General features: G+C 66.5%; 18 protein-coding genes. 7 read left to right on the plus strand and 11 right to left on the minus strand.

Features of this window, described 5'->3' with window-relative positions; genetic code table 11:
- The first annotated feature begins 32 nt into the window (after nucleotides 1-32).
- From IPM49_09040 to IPM49_09050, 3 genes are read left to right on the plus strand one after another with little or no spacing between them, the layout of a single operon-like run.
- Nucleotides 33-2,267 (plus strand): TonB-dependent receptor, encoded by a 2,235-nt coding sequence (locus IPM49_09040; GenBank protein MBK9274670.1) that lies wholly within the window; start codon nucleotides 33-35, stop codon nucleotides 2,265-2,267.
- Nucleotides 2,264-2,623 (plus strand): heavy-metal-associated domain-containing protein, encoded by a 360-nt coding sequence (locus IPM49_09045; GenBank protein ID MBK9274671.1) that lies wholly within the window; start codon nucleotides 2,264-2,266, stop codon nucleotides 2,621-2,623. Before IPM49_09040 ends, IPM49_09045 begins: the two co-directional genes overlap by 4 nt.
- 2 nt (nucleotides 2,624-2,625) lie before the next feature.
- Entirely contained in the window at nucleotides 2,626-3,144 is a 519-nt protein-coding gene (locus IPM49_09050) for a gamma carbonic anhydrase family protein (protein ID MBK9274672.1), read from the plus strand.
- On the opposite strand, the gene murI is transcribed toward IPM49_09050, so the two are convergent.
- From murI to IPM49_09095, 9 genes are read right to left on the minus strand one after another with little or no spacing between them, the layout of a single operon-like run.
- Entirely contained in the window at nucleotides 3,131-3,949 is an 819-nt protein-coding gene (gene murI / locus IPM49_09055) for a glutamate racemase (GenBank protein ID MBK9274673.1), read from the minus strand. The genes IPM49_09050 and murI overlap by 14 nt on opposite strands.
- Before the next feature lie 14 nt (nucleotides 3,950-3,963).
- Nucleotides 3,964-4,464: an OmpH family outer membrane protein gene (locus IPM49_09060; GenBank protein MBK9274674.1), complete on the minus strand. Its 501-nt coding sequence runs from the start codon at nucleotides 4,462-4,464 to the stop codon at nucleotides 3,964-3,966.
- 11 nt (nucleotides 4,465-4,475) lie between these two features.
- Entirely contained in the window at nucleotides 4,476-5,144 is a 669-nt protein-coding gene (locus tag IPM49_09065; GenBank protein MBK9274675.1) for an OmpH family outer membrane protein, read from the minus strand.
- A 28-nt stretch (nucleotides 5,145-5,172) separates the two neighbouring features.
- Nucleotides 5,173-7,692 carry an outer membrane protein assembly factor BamA gene (gene bamA, locus IPM49_09070; GenBank protein MBK9274676.1) on the minus strand — a complete coding sequence of 840 codons (2,520 nt, stop codon included), beginning with the start codon at nucleotides 7,690-7,692 and terminating at the stop codon, nucleotides 5,173-5,175.
- On the minus strand, nucleotides 7,689-8,435 hold the full coding sequence (locus IPM49_09075; GenBank protein ID MBK9274677.1) for an isoprenyl transferase: 747 nt from the start codon (nucleotides 8,433-8,435) through the stop codon (nucleotides 7,689-7,691). Before IPM49_09075 ends, bamA begins: the two co-directional genes overlap by 4 nt.
- Nucleotides 8,436-8,484: 49 nt before the next feature.
- Nucleotides 8,485-9,315, minus strand: coding sequence for a hypothetical protein (locus tag IPM49_09080; protein ID MBK9274678.1), 831 nt, complete (start codon nucleotides 9,313-9,315; stop codon nucleotides 8,485-8,487).
- Between the two features lie 56 nt (nucleotides 9,316-9,371).
- On the minus strand, nucleotides 9,372-10,262 hold the full coding sequence (locus IPM49_09085; GenBank protein MBK9274679.1) for an NAD kinase: 891 nt from the start codon (nucleotides 10,260-10,262) through the stop codon (nucleotides 9,372-9,374).
- 4 nt (nucleotides 10,263-10,266) lie between these two features.
- Nucleotides 10,267-11,673 carry a BamA/TamA family outer membrane protein gene (locus tag IPM49_09090; protein MBK9274680.1) on the minus strand — a complete coding sequence of 469 codons (1,407 nt, stop codon included), beginning with the start codon at nucleotides 11,671-11,673 and terminating at the stop codon, nucleotides 10,267-10,269.
- Nucleotides 11,670-12,332 (minus strand): CBS domain-containing protein, encoded by a 663-nt coding sequence (locus IPM49_09095; protein ID MBK9274681.1) that lies wholly within the window; start codon nucleotides 12,330-12,332, stop codon nucleotides 11,670-11,672. The genes IPM49_09090 and IPM49_09095 overlap by 4 nt, the downstream gene beginning before the upstream one ends.
- Nucleotides 12,333-12,391: 59 nt before the next feature.
- On the opposite strand from IPM49_09095, the gene IPM49_09100 reads away from it, so the two are divergent.
- The 4 genes from IPM49_09100 to IPM49_09115 are packed head-to-tail and all read left to right on the plus strand — an operon-like array spanning nucleotide 12,392 to nucleotide 15,586.
- Nucleotides 12,392-13,108, plus strand: a complete 717-nt coding sequence (locus IPM49_09100) for a pyridoxine 5'-phosphate synthase (protein MBK9274682.1) — start codon at nucleotides 12,392-12,394, stop codon at nucleotides 13,106-13,108.
- Entirely contained in the window at nucleotides 13,105-13,875 is a 771-nt protein-coding gene (locus tag IPM49_09105; protein ID MBK9274683.1) for an alpha/beta fold hydrolase, read from the plus strand. The genes IPM49_09100 and IPM49_09105 overlap by 4 nt, the downstream gene beginning before the upstream one ends.
- Complete coding sequence (locus tag IPM49_09110; protein MBK9274684.1) at nucleotides 13,872-14,501, plus strand: hypothetical protein; 630 nt, start codon at nucleotides 13,872-13,874, stop codon at nucleotides 14,499-14,501. The genes IPM49_09105 and IPM49_09110 overlap by 4 nt, the downstream gene beginning before the upstream one ends.
- Before the next feature lie 32 nt (nucleotides 14,502-14,533).
- Nucleotides 14,534-15,586, plus strand: a complete 1,053-nt coding sequence (locus IPM49_09115; protein ID MBK9274685.1) for an endonuclease/exonuclease/phosphatase family protein — start codon at nucleotides 14,534-14,536, stop codon at nucleotides 15,584-15,586.
- Between the two features lie 82 nt (nucleotides 15,587-15,668).
- Here IPM49_09115 and IPM49_09120 read toward each other — a convergent pair whose 3' ends face one another.
- Both IPM49_09120 and IPM49_09125 read right to left on the minus strand, forming a co-directional pair.
- Entirely contained in the window at nucleotides 15,669-17,006 is a 1,338-nt protein-coding gene (locus IPM49_09120) for a hypothetical protein (protein ID MBK9274686.1), read from the minus strand.
- A gap of 34 nt (nucleotides 17,007-17,040) precedes the next feature.
- Nucleotides 17,041-18,276 carry a choice-of-anchor J domain-containing protein gene (locus tag IPM49_09125; GenBank protein MBK9274687.1) on the minus strand — a complete coding sequence of 412 codons (1,236 nt, stop codon included), beginning with the start codon at nucleotides 18,274-18,276 and terminating at the stop codon, nucleotides 17,041-17,043.

Genomic DNA, 18,276 nt, shown 5'->3' on the forward strand with positions numbered 1-18,276 from the left:
CGGCCCAGGTCCCATCGTCCGATCGATCACCCATGCATTCCTTCAAGACCCGGTTCCCCCTCGTCCTTCTCCTGCTGTGGACCCTGAGCGCGACCGCCCAGGATGCCACCGTCCGCGGGATCGTGCGTTCCGCGGCTGACGGGCGTGCCCTGCCCTATGCCACCGTGGGCTGGGCGGGCACCGTCGTGGCCACGTCCACCGACAGCGCCGGACGCTTCATCCTGCCGGCACCGGCGGCCTTGCCCGCGGCCCTCATCACACGCATGGTGGGCTTCTCCACCGACACGATGCCCGTCCCCACGGTGCCCGCCGGGGAGTTGGGCATCACCCTTCGTCCTGTGGGGCAGTTGAAGGGCGTGGACGTGGTGGAGCGCACCAAGGGCACGACCCTGAGCACACGGTCGATCCTCAGCCAGGAGCAGCTCGGGGTGAAGGAACTGAAGCGTGCGGCCTGCTGTGACCTCAGCGAGAGCTTCGAGACCAATGCCACGGTGGATGCCAGCTTCAGCGATGCCATAAGCGGATCGAAGGTGCTGCGGATGCTCGGCCTGGACGGCAAGTACGCGCAGCTCAGCGTGGAGAACCTGCCGTTCGTGCGCGGCCTGAGCGCCAGTTCGGGGCTCACGCTCATCCCCGGCACCTGGATCCACGCCATCAACCTCAGCAAGGGAGCGGGCACCGCGGTGAACGGCCCCAACGCGATCACCGGCCAGATCGACCTGTGCCTGTTGAACCCGCTGGATGAGCCGCCCCTTTTCGTGAACCTATACGGCAACAGCCAGGGCCGGGCGGAGGCCAACGTGCATGCCCGGCAGCGCATCGGACCCCACGCCGCCAACCTGGTGCTGGTGCATGGCAACTGGTTCAATGCGGAGATGGACCAGAACCGCGACGGCTTCATGGACATGCCCCGGACGAGGCGCATCAATGTGATGGACCGCTTCATGCATGCCCGCGAGGGCCGCACCACCCAGGTGGCTGTGCGCCATGTGGAGGATGTCCGCGAAGGGGGAAGCACCTTCAAGCACCTCGAGGGGCCGCACGACCATCATGCCGCATACGCGGTGGACATCCGCAATGTGATGACCGACGTGCTGGCCAAGCACGGCTTCGTGTTCCGCAACGACGCCACCCGCAGCCTGGGCTTCGTCAGCGCGCTGCGCCGGCACGAACTGGCCTCGCGGTTCGGGGAGCGCCGTCATGAGGGGCTTCAGCTCAGCGGCTACATCAGCGGCATCTACCAGCAGCTCGCCCGGGGTGGCAAGGACCAGCTGAAGGCGGGGCTGAGCCTGCAGGTGGACGATTTCGAGGAGACCTTCCAGGACAGCAGCTTCGCGCGCAACGAGGTGATGCCCGGGATCTTCACGGAATACACGCTGCAGGCCGGTGATGTGGCCGTGGTGGCGGGCGTGCGGGCCGATCGCAACAGCTGGTACGGAACGGTGGCGAGCCCTCGGCTGCACGCCAAATGGGACATCGGCCCGCTCACGGTGGCCCGCGCCAGCCTGGGCCATGGCTTCCGCAGCACCAACCCGCTGGTGGAGAACGCCGCCGTCCTGGCCAGTTCGCGCACGGTGGTGGTGGAGGACGAAGCCGGGCTGGAGCGGGCCTGGACCTTCGGCGGGGGTGGTCTGCACAAGTTCAAGTGGCTCGATCGCAAGTGGGCCCTGGGCCTTGACGCCTACCACACCCGCTTCACCTCCCAGCTGGTCGCCGATCTGGACCGGTCCCCGAGGCTCCTTGTGCTCTACATGATGAACGGGCCGAGCTATGCCACCAGCGTGCTGGCCGATGTGCAGGTGGAGCTCACCCGTGCACTGGACCTGAAGCTGAGCTACCGCTGGTACGATGTGGCCACCACCTACGATGGTGTGCTGCGCGAACGGCCCTTCACCCCACCGCACCGCGGCCTGGTGGACCTGGCGTGGGAGAGCCCGAACGAACGCTGGCGCGCGGACGCCTCGGTCAACTTCTTCAGCAGCTCGCGCATCCCGTGGACGACCGCGAACCCGGAGCCTTTCCGATTCCCCCGTCGATCGCCTGCCTATGCCACGCTGCACGCCCAGGTCACCTTCAGCTGGCGCACGTGGGAATTCTACCTCGGTGGGGAGAACCTCACCAGCGCCGGGCAGACCCGGCAGATCATCGCCCCCGAAGATCCCTATGGCCCGTATTTTGACGCCTCGCTGATCTGGGGCCCCACCGTGGGCGCCATGGTCTACGGCGGTCTGCGCTACACCCTCCGACCCACGAAGAACCCCTCATGAAAAGCACCATCACCCTCCTGTTCACCCTGTGGGCCGTTCAGGCCTCCGCCCAACACGAGCCCGACGCTCATCTGGACATCGTCAGCAGCACGGTCTGCGACATGTGCGAGCGCACCATCGAGGAGAACCTGATCTACGAGAAAGGCGTGCAGAAGGTGGACGTCGACCTGGCCACCTCCACCGTGCACATCACATACAGGACCGGAAGGAACACGCCGGAAGGCCTGCGCGCGGCCTTGGTGAAGCTCGGCTACAGCGCGGACGGCGTACCGGGCGACGCCAAGGCCTTCTCCAAGCTGCCGGCCTGCTGCCAGAAGGAAGGCTGCGGCAGGCTCCCGACCGAAGCAAAGCCCTGACCATGGCGCTGATCAGAAAGGTGCGCGGGTACGAGCCGCGGTTCGGTGAGGGCTGTTTCCTGGCCGACAACGCCGTGGTGGTGGGCGATGTGGTGATGGGCGACCGCTGCAGCGTGTGGTTCCATGCGGTGGTGCGGGGCGACGTGAACGCGATCCGGATCGGGGACCGGGTGAACATCCAGGACGGTGCGGTGCTGCACTGCACGTACGAACGCGCCGCACTGACGATCGGCGACGACGTGAGCATCGGCCACCGGGCCATCGTGCACGGCTGCACGGTGCATGACAAGGTGCTCATCGGCATGGGCTCCATCGTGATGGACCACGCGGTGATCGGCAGCGGCAGCGTGATCGCCGCGGGCGCGGTGGTGACCCAGGGCACGGTGGTGGAGCCGGGCAGCCTGATGGCCGGGGTTCCGGCACGACGCATCGGCCCGGTGAGCCCCGAGCTGTCGTCCGGTGAGATCGAGCGGATCGCGCGCAACTACCAGCTCTACGCGAGCTGGTTCACGGAGGGGTGAGGCGGCCCTCCGTCCACTGCAGACCGTGCACCGGCCAGGGACCCAAGCCCAGGCGATGGAGCATGGCGCGCAGCCGGGGCTCGTCGCCACTGGTGTATACCTCGATGCCCCCGGCGCCTTCGCCGGCGGCGAGATCCGCCTCGGCGAGCACCTGCCCCAAGCGGCGCGCGATGGCCGGTGCGGGATCGATGACACGGACGTCAGGCCCCACGATGCGCTCGATCAACGGGCGCACGAGCGGGTAGTGGGTGCAGCCGAGCACCAGGGCATCGATCCCCCGTTCCAGCATGGGTGCCAGCCATCCGCGGAGCATGGCCTCCGTGCGCGGGGTATCGAGCTCACCGGCCTCGATCTGCCTCACCAATCCGGGGCAGGCCTGCTGCAGCACGGTGACCCCCTTGGCGAAACGCTCCACGATGCTGGCGAAGACGTCGCCCTGCATGGTGGCCACGGTGGCGATCACACCGACCACGCCGGTCCGGGTGTGCTCCACGGCGGGCTTCACCGCGGGCTCCATGCCCACGATGGGCACCTGCGGCAGCCGTTCGCGAAGGGGCTTCAGCGCAGCGGCGCTGGCGGTGTTGCAGGCGATCACGAGCGCCTTTGCGCCGCGGCCGAGCAACCAGTGCGCGATGCCCTCGCTGAACGCGAGGATCTCCATGTCATCGCGATCGCCATAGGGCACGTGGGCCTGATCGCCGAAATAGAGCAGGCGCTCCGCGGGGAGCGCCTGCCGGATGGCCACGGCCACCGTGAGGCCGCCGATGCCACTGTCGAACACGCCGATGGGACGCTCATCCCGCACGGCGCGAACTTAGGCTACTGGATGCCGAGCTTGGCCTTCACCTTGGGCAGGATGTCCTCGCCCTTCTCATAGTAGAGCACGAAGCCCGCGCTCGTATCGAAGATGTAGGTGAAGCCGTTCTCGGCGGCCACCTCCTGGATGGCCTTGTTGGTCTTCTCCACCATGGGGCGGAGCAGCTCCTCCTCCTGCTTGGCCAGGTCCTCCTGGGCCTTCTCCTGAGCTTCGGTGATGCGTTTCTCCAGTTCACCGATCTCCCGGATGACCATCTCCTTCTCGGTGTTGGTCATGGTGGCCTCCTTGGCCTGTGCGTCGGTCACCTTCTGCTGATACTCCGCGCCCATGGCCTTCAGGCGGTCGTCGAGGCTCTTGGCGAAGGCCTGCATCTTGGTCTCGGCGTCCTTGCGTTCGGGCAGGGTGAGCATCAGGGCCTGGCGGTCGATGTGGCCGAGCTTCGCCTGCGTGAAGGCCGGTGCGGCGGTGGCCATCAGGGCCAGTGATAACAGGAGGGTCTTCATGGGTCCGTTGCTCATCGTGGGGGTTTGATCGAGTTCTCTCCGCCTCGGTCAGGGCTGCTGCCGCCGTCGCGTTGAGGCTGGGCACCGCCATCATCGGGCTGGCGCTCGGGTTGCTCGTCCTCTTCGTTGCGCGTGTTGCCGGCATCGCCTTCCTTGTCGGGTCGGATGCCCAGCTTGCGCAGCACGCTGTCGCTCTTGTCGTACTTCTCGCTGGCGAAGAGCACGTTATTGCTCTTGGCACCGATGTCGAAGATGGCCACGTAAGTGGTGCCCGCGACCTCCTTGATGGCCTGGTAGATGCGGTCCTGGATGGGCTGGATGAGCTCCTCGCGCTTCCTGAACAGGTCGCCATCGGGGCCGAACCGCTTCTTCTGCAGGTCCCGGGCCTCACGCTCCTTCTTCTCGATGTCCTCGCGGCGGCCTGCCTTCATGTCGTCCGTGAGCAGGATCGCTTCGGCGTTGTAGGCATCGCGCAGCTTGCGGATGGTCTCCCAGCGATCGTCGATCTCCTTCTGCCATTGGGAGCTGAGGCGGTCCAATTCGCTTTGGGCGCTCTGGTAGTCGGGCATCTTGCCCAGGATGTACTTCGTGTCCACGAACGCGATGCGCTGGGCGTGGCTGGCGATCGCCGGCAGCAGCAACCCCGCGACGAGCAGGCAGAGCGGAAGGAGGCGCTTCATGGAAGGCGTCGAATTTAGGCGATCGGGCTCAGAGCTCCCCAAGATCGATGCCGATCGTGAAGTGGAACTGCCCCGGGGCCATGGCCGGTCGGTCGGGCACATCGTCGAAGCGCCAGCCGTAATCAAGACCCATGGGCCCGAACATGGGCAGGAAGAGGCGCAGGCCCACGCCGGCCGACCGATAGAGCTGGAAGGGGTCGTACCGGTCGAACACGCCCCAGGTGTTGCCGGCCTCGGCGAAGGTGAGCATGTAGATGGTGGCCGAGGGGTTCAGCGAGATGGGGAAGCGCAGTTCGGCGGTGTACTTGTTGATGAGGAAATTGCCCGTGCTGGGCGCCAGGGAGAGGTCGTCGTAGCCGCGCAGGCCCACGATCTCGCGGCCATCGAGCTGGAACCCGGTGAGCGCACTTCCACCCAGGTAGAACCGCTCGAACGGGCTGTTGCCGAGGTTCTTCGAGTAGCGGCCCAGGAAGCCGAAGCCCGCACGGGTCATCAGCACCAGGTCGTGTCCGCTCTTGCTGCGGGTGATCCGTGTGAACCACTGGGTGGTGAACTTCCACTTGTGGAACTCGGCCCAGTTGTAGCGCTGGTCCGCGGGCTCCGAGGCGAAGTCGCGCCCCGGCTGGAACCACGAGTACGGCGGCGTGGCCTTCAGGCTGAGGGAGATGTCCGATCCGCTGCGGGCGAAGAAGGGCTGGTCCACCGAGTTGCGCGAGAGCTGGATCTGGTAGGACAGGACGTTGCTCTGGCCGTTGTTGAACGCGAAGAGCTGGTTCCAATTGCGCAGGTCGTACAACTGGTAGCTGATGGTCTGCCTCAGCAGGAAGTAGTCGTCCGGCCAGGTCAGGCGCTTGCCCAGGCCCACGGAGCCGCCGGTGATGAGCAACGACTGCCGCAGGGGGTTGGCCACCCGACCATCCTCCGTGTTCACGAATTTGGTCTCGCCGTTGGTCTGGGCCGAATGGAAGGCCGAGATGCTCAGGGCATTGGGTTTCCGGCCCCCCAGCCACGGCTCCACGAAACTGAGGCTGTAGCTCTGGAAGAAGCGGCCGTTGGTCTGGGCCCGCAGGTTCAGGGTCTGACCGTCGCCGGCCGGCAGGGGCTGCCAGGCATCGGGCTTCGTGATGTTGCGCAGGCTGAAGTTGGTGAAGGACAGGCCGAGCGACAGCACCAGCCGTCCCGCTCCCCAGCCGCCGCTGAGCTCCAGGCGGTCGCTGGGGCGTTCCTCCACGGTGTACTCCAGGTCCACCGTTCCCGTGCGCGCGTCCTGGAGCGGGTTCACGCCCATCTTCTCGGCGTCGAAATACCCCAGGTTGGCCAGTTCGCGCTGGGTGCGCAGCACGTCGCTGCGGTTGAACAGCTGCCCCGGCTTGGTGCGGATCTCCCGCCGGATCACATGCTCATTGGTCTTGGTGTTGCCCTTCACCAGCACATTGCGCACCCGGTACTGCTTGCCCTCGCGCAGCCGGATGTCCAGATCGATGCTGTCCCCTTCCGCCACCTCGATCACCTCCGGATAGAACGAGAGGTAGCCGTCGTCCATGTAAAGCGAACTGATGTCGCGACCGGTCTGGTTCATGTACATCCGGCTGTCGAGCACCTTCTTGTTGTAGACGTCGCCCCGCTTGATGTTGAGGATGTCCATCAGCTCGCGGTCGCTGTGCTTGGTGTTGCCGCTGAAGCGGACATCGCGGAAGTAGAAGCGTCGGCCCTCCTCCACCTCGATCTCCACCATCAGGCGCCGGTCGTTCACGAACCAGGTGGTGTCGCGCACGATGGCCGCATTGCGATAGCCCTTCTCGTTGTAGGTGTCCAGGAGGTTCTCCTTGTCCACCCGGTACGCCTTCGCCTGGAACTTGCTGGATGCGAAGGGATTGTACCATAGGCGGCGGCGGGTCTTCTTCATCGCCCGGCGCAGCTTGGCGTCGGTGAGGGCCTCGTTGCCGGTGAACACCACATCCTTGATCCGCACGCGCCTGCCCTTCTTCACGTTGATGATGAGCAGCACGCTGTTCTCCATCAGCGAGTCGGTGCGCTGCTCGATGTCGGCGTCGGCCTTCAGGAAGCCCTTCTCCATGTAGTACGAGCGGATGGTGCCGCGCGTATTGGTCAGGAGGCCTTCGTTCACCTGTTGCCCGCGCGTGAGCTCCATGCGCTCGCGCAGCTTGTCGGCATCGCTCTTGGTGACGCCCTCGAACTTGAACCGTGAGAGCCTGGGCATCTCGGTGACCACGATGTTGAGGAACACCGTGCGGCCGCGGATCTCGGCGGCTTCGATCCGCACATCGCTGAAGAGCTTCTGCTCCCAGATGTTCCGGATGGCGTCGGCGATGCGTGGTCCGGGCAGGGTCACCTGCTGGCCCACCTTCAGCCCGCTGAAGAGCATCACGGCATTGACATCCACGGTGCTGGTGCCCGTGACGGTGATGCCGCCGATCTCGAGCTCGCGGGGCACGGCCGGGTCCATGTACCGCGGCTCGTCCACTTGCGCCGTGGAGGAAAGCCCCAGGAGCACCGGGAGCAGGAGCAGAGCGATCCGCGTGTTCACCGGGGGTTCACCTGTTCACTGATGAGGCCGAAGCGGCGTTCGCGGGACTGGTAGTCCAGGACCGCCTCGAAGAGGTCCTCCTTGCGGAAATCGGGCCACAGCACGCTGCTGAAATACAGCTCGGCATAGGCGATCTGCCAGAGCAGGTAGTTGCTGACGCGCTGCTCCCCACTGGTGCGGATGAGCAGCTCGGGATCGGGCATGCCGGCCGTGGTGAGGTGCGCCGCCACGGCCGCCTCATCGATGTCCTCCGCCCGCAGGCGCCCCTCCCGGACCTCCTGCGCGAGCAGCCGGGCCATGCGCACCAACTCCCATCGGGCGCTGTAGCTCAGGGCCAGGGTGAGGGTGATGCGGTCGTTGTGCGCGGTGCGGGACATGGCCTCCCGAAGCGTGGCGTGGCAGTCGCCCGGCAGGCTTTCCAGGTCGCCGATGGCGTTGAGCCGCACCCCGTTCTCGTTCAGGCTGTCCACTTCGCTCATCAACGTGCGCACCAGCAGGTCCATCAGGGCGTCCACTTCCGCCTGGGGGCGGTTCCAGTTCTCGGTGCTGAACGCGTACAGGGTGAGGTGGCGTATGCCGATCTCGGTGGCGCCCACGAGTGTGTCCCGCACGGCCTTCACCCCGCTGGTGTGGCCCACCACACGGTGTTCGCCCTGGCGTGTGGCCCAGCGGCCGTTGCCATCCATGATGATGGCCACGTGGGCGGGCACCCGGGCGGGATCGATGCGGGCCTTCAGGTCCATGGGGGCCTCCCCCGGCGGGAAGGGCCGCAAAGATCGCACAATGCCCGGATCAGCGCCGTTTCTGGAAATACAGCAGGTCGCACTCCGTGAACTTCGTCAGCACATACGACAGGGTGAGGCCGGTGTACTGATACCAGTCCCGGGTCTGCGCATCGCCCCGGGCCTGCCCGGTGCGGTCCGTCACATCCCGGTCGGCGCTGCGGTCCGCAAGCTCGGCGGCCAGGGGGTTGATGAGGTCGGGGTCGGCGTAGGTGCCGCTCACGTCATCGATGTGGTCGGTGAAGGTGCGGCGCATGCCCCATTCGAGCTGCAGGTCCACATGTCCGCCGAAATTGAACTTCAGGCCGAAGCCGAACGGAATGCCCACCTGGTCCACGCTGTAGGGCTTGGCCGCACCCGGGACCTCGATCGAACCCTGCCCCTCGGTACCCAGGGGTTGCAGATCGTACCAGGTGCCATTGAGCTCCGCGCGCGGACTGGCCCGGAAGTAGCAGATCCCCGCGAACACGAAGGGGGTCCAGCTGCGGCCGTCCTTCCCCAGCCCCCTGTAGTTGAAGAAGTTCACCTCACCAAGCACGGCCAGTTCGAAGAGGCTTGTCCGGAAACTGAGGTTGCGGACCAGCTGCAGGCTGTCCGGCGAATCGCTGTCGTAGGCTTCCAACACCCCGTAGAGGGCCTGGGCACGGAGGGCGTATCGGGTGTCGAAGTTGTACCGGAACATGAGCCCGCCGGCGGGCTTGGTGCGGGCGGGATAGTGCTTGTACGGGTTCAGGTCACCGATGTAGTAGGTGACCCCTCCGGTGATGCCGATCTCGCTGACCGCCTGGGCCTTGAGCCCGATGGCGGGAAGCAGGAGAAGCAGGGCCGACACCGGTCGCATGTGCGGGGTAACGCTTGGGCGGAGCGCCGTGGTATACGGGGAACGCCGGGGCGAAGTTAGGCCGCAGGCCCGGCGGCCGATCGCGCGTCCAGGCCCCAGTTCAGCTTCTGGCGCAGGGTGCTGAAGAAGTCGTGGTCGGGCAGGTGGACGATCCGGGCCACCAGATCCGCCTTCCGCACCCCGATCGGCCTTTGCCCGCTGAGCGTGATGCTGCGGTTGTCCAGGTTCACCAGGTAGTTGAGCTCCCGGGCCTCCACCTCCACCTGCAGCACGCAGGCGTCCGGCAGCACCATGGGCCTGATGTTGAGGTTGTGGGGGCTGATGGGCGTGATGACCAGGTTGCGGCAGGCCGGGTCCAGGATGGGACCTCCGCAGCTGAGGGAGTAGGCGGTGGAGCCGGTGGGCGTGGCGATGATGAGGCCGTCGGCCCAGTACGTGTTGAGGAACCGTTCCTCGGCATGAACATGCACGGCGATCATGGACGAGGTGTCCCGCTTGTGCACGCTGACATCGTTGAGCGCCAGGTCCTGATCACCGAGCTCGGCCTCGCAACCGGTGACCTGCAGCAGCATGCGCTCCTCGAGGATGAAGCGCCGGTGGGCCAGCGACCCGAGCGCCCCGTGCACCTCGTCCGGGCCCAAGGCGGCCAGAAAGCCCAGGCGCCCCAGGTTGACGCCCAGGACGGGGATCCCGCTCCGGGCCACGAGGCCCACGGCACGCAGGAAGGTGCCATCGCCACCCAGGCTCATCAGCAGGTCGGTGCCGGCCGGTGGTGCACCGGCATCGAAGGTGGCATGGAGCATGGCGCTTCCGGCGGCGGAGAGCAGGGTGGCCAGCTGGCCGTCCACCACGGGGGTGAGGCCATGGGCGGGCATGGCCTGCAGCAGACCGGCGATCAAGGGCAGGGTGCTCGGCTCCGGCTGGCGGGCCTGGACCGCGATCCGCATGGGGTCAGAAGGGTTGCGTGAAATGTAGGAAGAAACCGGGCTCTCCCCGGCCGTTGAGGGCTCCTTCGGCCCGCAGCACCTGGTCGTAGGAGGTCACCAGATCAAGCCCCAGGCCCACGGCATGCATCCAGGTATTGGCCAGCGGGTTCACTGCGGCGTATCGGTCGTCCCACACGCGCCCGGCATCGACGAAAGCGTTCAGGTAGAACGCCAGGTGAAGGGTGCGGAAGGCCTCCAGGGGCATGAATCCCAGCCGTTGGATCCGTGGCCGCAGCAGCGTGAACAGGGCGTTGAACCGCCCAAGGGCGAAATGCTGTCCGTCGATCACGTAGTACTCGTAGCCGCGTATGTAGTGGGCATAGCCCAGCCCCTCCTGCAGGAAATAGGGGATCGGCGGGCCCAGGGTGCTTCGCCCGCGCAGGCCGATGGCCAGGGTCCACCGGTCGGCCGGGGTCCACCATTCCTTCACCGTGGCGTAGAGCACCGTGTTGTCCGGTGCGTCGGCCTCACCAAGGCCATACCGGTCCACCCGCAGCTCGGCATACCGGCCTGTGCGCGGGAACACGCGTGAGTCGCGGCGGTCGCGGACCACGGTGTATCCGAGGGTGACGAAGGCCGTGCGATCCCTCCCATCGTTGAAATGGTCGGGCCAGCCCGCAGCCACCGTGTCCACCACACGCGCATCGCGGTAGCCCAGCCGGAACGCGTGGCGCACATCGTGGGCGCGGCGCAGGCCGAGCTCCGCCTCGGCGTTCCACTCGGTACGGGCATTGCCTTCGGCGGGCCGGAAAAGGACGCGCACATTGTCCGCGGTGCCCACGGTGATCTCCCGTTGCTGATGATAGCCGCCGCCCACGGCCAGGCTCCACCGCCCGGAACGCTCCAGGAAGGGCACCTTGTACCGGCCGGCGAAGCGGCGTGTGTAGCCGAATTGAGCGAGGACGTAGGCGGTCTCGTTCATGCCGCGGACGTTGTACCGGTAGAGATAGGCGCCCCAGTTCAAGCGGCCCGGGTCGCGGGTGAGCCACCATGTGTTGAAGTTGGGATCGCCGCCCACCTCCAGGATGGGCGCCGGCCAGAGGTACCAGCGCTCGTTCAGGTGCACCTGCACCACCACCTCCCCGGGACCGAGCGGCACCTGTACGAGCCGCACCGTGTTGAAGAGGCCGGTGTTGAGCAGGTTCTCCGTGCTTCGGCGCACGGCGCCGGCCAACACATCCCCCGCCAGCGTATCGCCCTCGCGGAACGTCAGTTCGCGCAGCACCACACGCTCCCGCGTCACCTTGTTGCCCAGCACCAGCACGGCGCCGATGTGCACGGCGGCGGTGTCCTGCTGCGCGTGTACCGGGGTCCGGGCCGCGACCGATGAAGCGACAACGACCACCAGGCACAGGGAGCGCAGTGCCCTCACAGGTCCAGAAAGCGCATCAGCTCGTCGTAGCGGCCGCGCAGGTCCTCGTGGAACTTCGAGCCCTGGTAGGTGCTCTTCACGAAGTAGTCGTACCGCTCGAATGACCTGAGGATGTCGCTGATGTCCTCGCGGTTCACCTTCAGGGTCACCTCCATGCGCGGGCCCTCGGGAAGGCTGCGGTTGTACACACTGAGGAGCTTGGCGCCGTTGCTCTCCACGATGCCTGCGATGCGCTGCAGGCTGTAGTCGTTCTGGTTCATCTCCAGCACGACCACGCTTCCCGGTTCGCCGATGTTGATGGCCTCGGCCAGTCGCCGCAGCGCTTCGTGCTCGTTGATGGCACCGAGGTAGGTGCCGGTGGGGTCCAGCACGGGCAGCACGGTGAGACCGCGCTCGGCCATGAGCTTCATCACGTCATAGATGTGCTGGCCTTGGCGCACATAGGGCAGTTCCACCTGGCCCATCAGCTCGCGCACCGCGACCTTGGCATCGTTGCGGTCCACCAGGTCGGTATCGCGCACCAGGCCCACCAGCCGGCCGTTCTCGGTGACGGGAAGGTGGCGCACCTTGAACTCCTCCATCCAATCCAACGCACGGCCCACGGTATCATCCGGCCGGAGGGGCGGAAGATCGGGGGCGATGAGGTCGCTGGCGTGCATGGGCCCTGGGCACCGGCGTATTTTCGACGCCGCCTGCCGCGCCCAAGGTAGTGCATCACATGACCCGGCTCAGTGTCAACATCAACAAGGTGGCCACGCTGCGCAACGCGCGTGGAGGCAACAATCCCGACGTGGTGGACACCGCCCTGCTGCTGGAACGCTGCGGTGCGCAGGGCATCACCGTGCATCCCCGTCCGGACGAGCGCCACATCCGGCGCGCCGATGTGCGCGCGCTGCGCCGGGTGCTCACCACGGAGTTCAACATCGAGGGGTACCCCTCGGGGGACTTCCTGGCGTTGGTGGCCGAGGTGCGCCCCGCGCAGGTGACCCTGGTGCCCGATCCACCCGATGCGCTGACGAGCAACTCCGGCTGGGACGCCAGCACGCACAAGGCCATGCTCACGGATGTGGTGAAGCGCCTTCACGCGGACGGCCTGCGCACCTCGCTCTTCATGGGCACCGATCCCGAACAGGTGGGCCATGCGGCGGACACCGGCACGGACCGGATCGAGCTGTACACGGAACCGTATGCGGCTGGATACCACACGGACCGCGACGCGGCGGTGGCCCCCTTCGTGGAAGCGGGACAGGCCGCCGCCCGGCACGGCCTTGGCCTCAACGCCGGGCACGACCTGGACCGGCACAACCTGCGGCACTTCCACCTGCACGTGCCCGGGCTCCTGGAGGTGAGCATCGGCCATGCGCTGGTGTGCGACGCCCTGCACTTCGGCTGGGAGAACACCGTGCAGCTCTACCTCCGCGAACTGCGACCATGACCACCGTACCTCTTCATCACCGCCGCATGGGACAGGGTCGCCCCCTGGTGGTGCTCCATGGGCTGTTCGGCAGCAGCGACAATTGGAACAGCATCGGCAAGGCCTGGGCCGACGAGTTCGAGGTGGTGCTGGTCGATCAGCGCGACCATGGCCGGTCGCCCCACACCGACCGGATCACCTACGCCCTGATGGCGGACGATGTGGCCGCCTTGATCGCCGACCTCGGCCTGAACGAGCCCGTGCTGGTCGGCCACAGCATGGGGGGCAAGACGGGCATGGTGCTGGCACAGCGTCATCCGGGCCTGCTGCACCGATTGGTGGTGATCGACATGGGCCCGCGCGAATACCCGCCCCATCGTCACGCGCACATCCTGCAGGCCCTCACCACCTGTGACCTGGAGCGCCTGCGCACGCGGAAGGAGGTCGAGGACCACCTCTCCACCCTGATCCGCGAGCCGGGGGTCGTGCAGTTCCTCCTGAAAAGCCTGTACTGGTCGACGCCCGAGCAGCTGGCCTGGCGGTTCAATGTGCCACGGCTGGCACACGATATCCACGACATCCTGGCCGCGGCCGGTCCCGAGGAGGTGCGCACCCCCACGCTCTTCATCCGCGGCGGGCAGAGCGACTACATCACCCGCGAGGACCTGCCCCAGCTGCGGGAGCAGTTCCCACATGCGCAGGTGGAGACCATCGACTATGCCGGGCACTGGGTGCATGTGCAGGCACCCGACGAGGTGATCGGGCTCGTGCGCGCCTTCGCCCCATGATGCGGTCCATCGTCCTGTGCCAGGTGCTCGCGATCGGCCTGGGCGCCTTCGGGCAGATGGACACCATCTGGGTGCCCTACGGCCCGGGCTTCGAGTTCCGCGAGGGCATCTACCGCAGTTTCGGGGAGTTCCGGTTGAACGCACCCAGCGCAAGGCTGGAGGAGCTCACCGATCGCCAGGGCCTGCGGATCGATCCACGGGGCGACGATGCCTGGCACCTGCCGGACAGCCTGGGCCGGCCCACGCCCGTGCCCGACCGGACGGTATGGGGTTTCTGCTCCAACAACGTGGTGTACCTGAACACGGCCACGGGTTTCCACCGCATCTGCATGATGGGCGCGCTGAGCCATCTGCTGTACACGCAGGTCATCCGCGACTGGGACCCCTCCTTCTATGGGACCGGGATGCGCACCTACACCATGGAGGCGCAGGGGATGCTGGCGATGGCTTCGGGCGCCTTCCTGCCCTTCAGCGCGGCGGGCATGGACCAGGCGCTGGCCGACGACCCGGAGCTGCTGGCGGAGTTCCGCGCCCTGGGCAAGCGGGCCCGCAACGAGCCCGGCACGCTCTTCGCCTTCCTGCGTCGCTACAACCAGCGCCACGACCTGCTCTTCCCCCGGTATTGACGCCCCCGTGCACCGGGCTACCTTGCGCCGCCATGCGTTCACGCCCCAGCTCCCTGCCTGCGCTCGCGCTCCTGCTCCTGGCCTGCGGCCCTGTGGCCTGCGCGCAATCCGACCAGCGCTTCACCGCGGCCTGCATCGGTTTCTACAACATCGAGAACCTGTACGACACCATCGACTCGCCTGACACCGACGATGCCGAGTTCCTTCCCGGCGGACCGAAGCTGTGGAACGCCGCCCGGTACCGCACCAAGATCGAGAAGATGGGGCGCGTGATCGGCGAGTTGGGTCGCGATGTGCATCCGGACGGGGTGCATGTGATCGGGCTCGCCGAGGTGGAGAACCGCCGCGTGCTGGAGGACCTGGTGAAGGCCGAGGCCATCGCCAAGCGGGGCTACCGCATCGTGCATGAGGACGGTCCCGACCGGCGCGGCGTGGACGTGGCCCTGCTGTACGACCCTCACTATTTCACGTTGCTGAACCACCGCAGCATACCCTTGGTGGACCCCGTGGACACGGCGTTCCGCACGCGCGCCCAGCTTGTGGTGAGCGGGATCATGGACGGTGACACGGTGCACGTGATCGTGGCGCACTGGCCCAGCCGGCGTGGTGGCGAAAAGCGCTCGCAGCCCAAACGCATGCTGGCCGCCAAGCTGGGCCGGGCCCTCATCGATTCGCTGCAGCGGCGGGATCCGGGCGCACGGGTGATCTACATGGGCGACCTGAACGACGACCCGGTGGACAAGAGCGTGCGGGGCGGACTGATGACGGTCGCGCGCCCGGAGCAGGCCACCGGCCGCTCGCTGTTCAACCCCATGGAGCCGCTCTACGAAAAGGGCATCGGCTCACTCGCCTGGCGCGACTCCTGGAACCTCTTCGACCAGATCATCGTGACACCCTCGCTCGCGGCGCGCGCGGATGACCGCTACCGCTATTACGGTGTGCGCGTGTTCAACGAACCCTACCTGCGTCAGCAGGAAGGTCCGTTCAGCGGGTACCCCTTCCGCACCTTCGTCGGTGACACATGGACGAATGGATGGAGCGACCACTTCCCGGTGTACATCATCCTCGTGCGCCCGGTTCCCTGAGCGCGCATCCTCCGCGAGGTGGCTTGAACGGCAAGGGCCCCGGACGTCATGGTCCGGGGCCCTTGCCGTTCATGGATGCGGGTCAGCGCACCACCGGGAAGCTCACACGCCCAAGCGCGTCAGCGCGGCGCACCAGCAGGGTGTACAGCCCTTGCTGGAGCCCCGTGACCGGGAGCGTGTTGCGCAGGGCGCTGAAGGAGCCCTCGAGCACGGCACGCCCGGAGGCGTCAAGTACCTGATAACGCACACCCGGCACCGGCACGTCCACCGTCAGCACGTCGGTGGCGGGTACCGGCCACACCCGCGTGGCGGCCAGCAGCTGCTCGTCGAGCCCGGTGGATATCGCGACATCGGCGGCGAAGCGCGGCTCGATCTTCCACTCGCTGAAGCTGTACGACACCAGGCCGGTGACATCGTAGTTCACACCGAGCGTCGGGGTGTAGGCGTACATCAGGTCATTGACAAGCACGGCGCCCGAGCCGTCGTCGATCGTCCACTGGCCGAAGTTGTTGGCGATGTCGTCGTTGGTGCAATCGGCGTTGGTCACCTGCACCAGCATACCCTCCCATTGCTCCTGACCCACCACGCCGGTGGTGGCCGATAGGACATCCACGGGATTGCCGGGCGACACGATGTTCACGTTGGCGGCATCGCTGAGCTGGGTCTGGTCGAAGTACTCCTCCACGAGGGCCGTGAGGGTGAGGCTGTCACCCAGGGCCACCGGGGAGCTGTCGAACACGAAGATGCCGGTCCAGGGGCCGGAACCGCTTTGCAGCCAGTAGCCGTTCGTGGCCACACCGCAGACCACCCCCCCGGTGTTCACCGTCTGGCCCACCAGGAGCGAGGCTCCGTTCGGGTCGGTCGTGTTCTGGATCTGATAGATGCTCGCATCGGTGGGCGGGTTCACCGCACCGGTCCAGATGCGCACGCTGTCCACTTCCAGGTGGCCGCTGGCCGCCACCGTGTTGCGCACACTGAGGATGAACTCGCCATTGATCGTATCGTTGTCCGCCACGATCTGCTGCGAGTAAGGTGTCCAGCTCGTGGTGTTCACGGTGATATAGGGGTTGTAAGGCGCATAGCCGAAGCCGGTGGCGCGGCCATCGAAGAGGCCGGTGCGGATCTCCCCGTTGCCCCGGGCATAGAAGCTGATGTTGTAGGCCGTGCCGGTGGTCACGCTCTGGCTGGTGGTGGTGAAGCGCTTGTGTGTGCTGGTGGCGCTCACCAGACGGACGGCGTAGGTGCCGAACTGGATGTTCTGGTCGGCCTGCTGGATGCTGTCGGCCGCAAGGTTGGTCTTGCTGCCCACCCAGCCATCGGGCACGTTGCCGGTCCAGCTCTCGAAGCTGGTGGCCACGATCGTCTGCGCCTGGGCGGTAAGCCCCAGCAGCAGTGCAGTAAGGAGGGTAATGTGTTTCATCGGAGAGGGGTTAGAGGGTGCGGAAGAGAGCGGGTCAGTTGTCGGTGATCACGATGTCGTCCAGGTTCCAACGCCGGCCATCGGTATCAGAGCCGGTGTATTTGAAGGCCAGGCGGAAATTGCCACTGATGTACGGGGTGAGGTCAAGGCCTCCCGAAGGGGTCCACGTGGCATTGGTGGCCAGGGCCGGGCTCAGGGCCGTCCATGTGGCCGTGGACGGGGCGCCACCGGTGTAATTGGTGCTCACCAGCACCTCCAGGGGTGCTCCGGAGAAGGCCACCGAGGTCTCGAAGTTGAGCAGCGGGGCGTTGGCGGCGCTCAGGTTGACGGCCGGGCTGATGAGCCAGGTCTCACACGCGGAATACACCCCCCCGCTGTTGTTGGTGATCGACCCATAGCCGGCCGAGGCCGACCAACCCACGGAGCCGCTCACCTGCTGTTGGGTCCAGCCGCCGGAGGTGGTGCTGCCATCCTCGAAATCCTTCAGCAGCAACTGGAGGCCGAAGGCACCGCAGCGTGGGCCGGAGAGCTGCACCAGCGACAGGTCGTGCGCGAAGAGCTGCATGTCGCTGCCGAACTGGCCCACCACCGCAGTGAAGGATCCGTTTCCCTGTGGCAGCACCTGGGCCGCGAAGTTGGCATAGCCGCTGGTCCGGACGATGATCGTGTTGCCATCGCAATCCTCAAGCGTGCGGTTCACGCTGCTCTGGTTGATGGCATCGCTCCAGGTGGTGACCCCGTTGGCCTCGTCCGCGATGAACTGCACGCTGTCCAGCCGGATCAACTGGCCCTGAAGCGCGGGGGTGATCTGGGCGACGGACACCACCTTGGGCGCCACGGGCACGAGGGTCTCCTGCTTCACCACGTTGTTGTCCACATCCACCGAGTCGAGCTGGAGCAGGCCTGCATAGCTGCTGAGGGTGACACCCTTGAGGTAGATGCGGATGCGGTCGCCGGTGTACAGTCCGCCACTGTTCCTTAGGCGCAGCACGATGCCCGCGGTATCGTCCTGCATGTAGATGTTCTTGTAAAGGTTGCCGTTGGTCTCATCGGCGGTGACCACGCCGTACACCGACGAGTCGCCCGTGAAACGATGAGGCAGGTAGGCGAAGGTGGTGGCATGCAGGTCGCGCAGCCGCTTGATGCTGAGCACGGAGCCCGTGGGCAGGGTGCGTTCCGGCGGGGTGTCAAGCTCCTTGTCGCAGCCGCTCAACAGCAGCATCAAGGCCAGGCCGGTGGCGGCTGACAGGGTATGGGTCAGGTGCTTCAT

The organism is Flavobacteriales bacterium (genome assembly GCA_016715895.1).
Taxonomy (GTDB): Bacteria; Bacteroidota; Bacteroidia; order Flavobacteriales_F; family PHOS-HE28; genus PHOS-HE28.

Coding starts and splice junctions, on each gene's coding strand:
- IPM49_09040 (MBK9274670.1), top strand. CDS start 33: ATGCATTCCTTCAAGACCCGGTTCCCCCTCGTCCTTCTCCTGCTGTGG.
- IPM49_09045 (MBK9274671.1), top strand. CDS start 2,264: ATGAAAAGCACCATCACCCTCCTGTTCACCCTGTGGGCCGTTCAGGCC.
- IPM49_09050 (MBK9274672.1), top strand. CDS start 2,626: ATGGCGCTGATCAGAAAGGTGCGCGGGTACGAGCCGCGGTTCGGTGAG.
- IPM49_09060 (MBK9274674.1), bottom strand. CDS start 4,464: ATGAAGACCCTCCTGTTATCACTGGCCCTGATGGCCACCGCCGCACCG.
- IPM49_09065 (MBK9274675.1), bottom strand. CDS start 5,144: ATGAAGCGCCTCCTTCCGCTCTGCCTGCTCGTCGCGGGGTTGCTGCTG.
- IPM49_09075 (MBK9274677.1), bottom strand. CDS start 8,435: ATGGACCTGAAGGCCCGCATCGATCCCGCCCGGGTGCCCGCCCACGTG.
- IPM49_09080 (MBK9274678.1), bottom strand. CDS start 9,315: ATGCGACCGGTGTCGGCCCTGCTTCTCCTGCTTCCCGCCATCGGGCTC.
- IPM49_09085 (MBK9274679.1), bottom strand. CDS start 10,262: ATGCGGATCGCGGTCCAGGCCCGCCAGCCGGAGCCGAGCACCCTGCCC.
- IPM49_09095 (MBK9274681.1), bottom strand. CDS start 12,332: ATGCACGCCAGCGACCTCATCGCCCCCGATCTTCCGCCCCTCCGGCCG.
- IPM49_09100 (MBK9274682.1), top strand. CDS start 12,392: ATGACCCGGCTCAGTGTCAACATCAACAAGGTGGCCACGCTGCGCAAC.
- IPM49_09105 (MBK9274683.1), top strand. CDS start 13,105: ATGACCACCGTACCTCTTCATCACCGCCGCATGGGACAGGGTCGCCCC.
- IPM49_09110 (MBK9274684.1), top strand. CDS start 13,872: ATGATGCGGTCCATCGTCCTGTGCCAGGTGCTCGCGATCGGCCTGGGC.
- IPM49_09115 (MBK9274685.1), top strand. CDS start 14,534: ATGCGTTCACGCCCCAGCTCCCTGCCTGCGCTCGCGCTCCTGCTCCTG.
- IPM49_09120 (MBK9274686.1), bottom strand. CDS start 17,006: ATGAAACACATTACCCTCCTTACTGCACTGCTGCTGGGGCTTACCGCC.
- IPM49_09125 (MBK9274687.1), bottom strand. CDS start 18,276: ATGAAGCACCTGACCCATACCCTGTCAGCCGCCACCGGCCTGGCCTTG.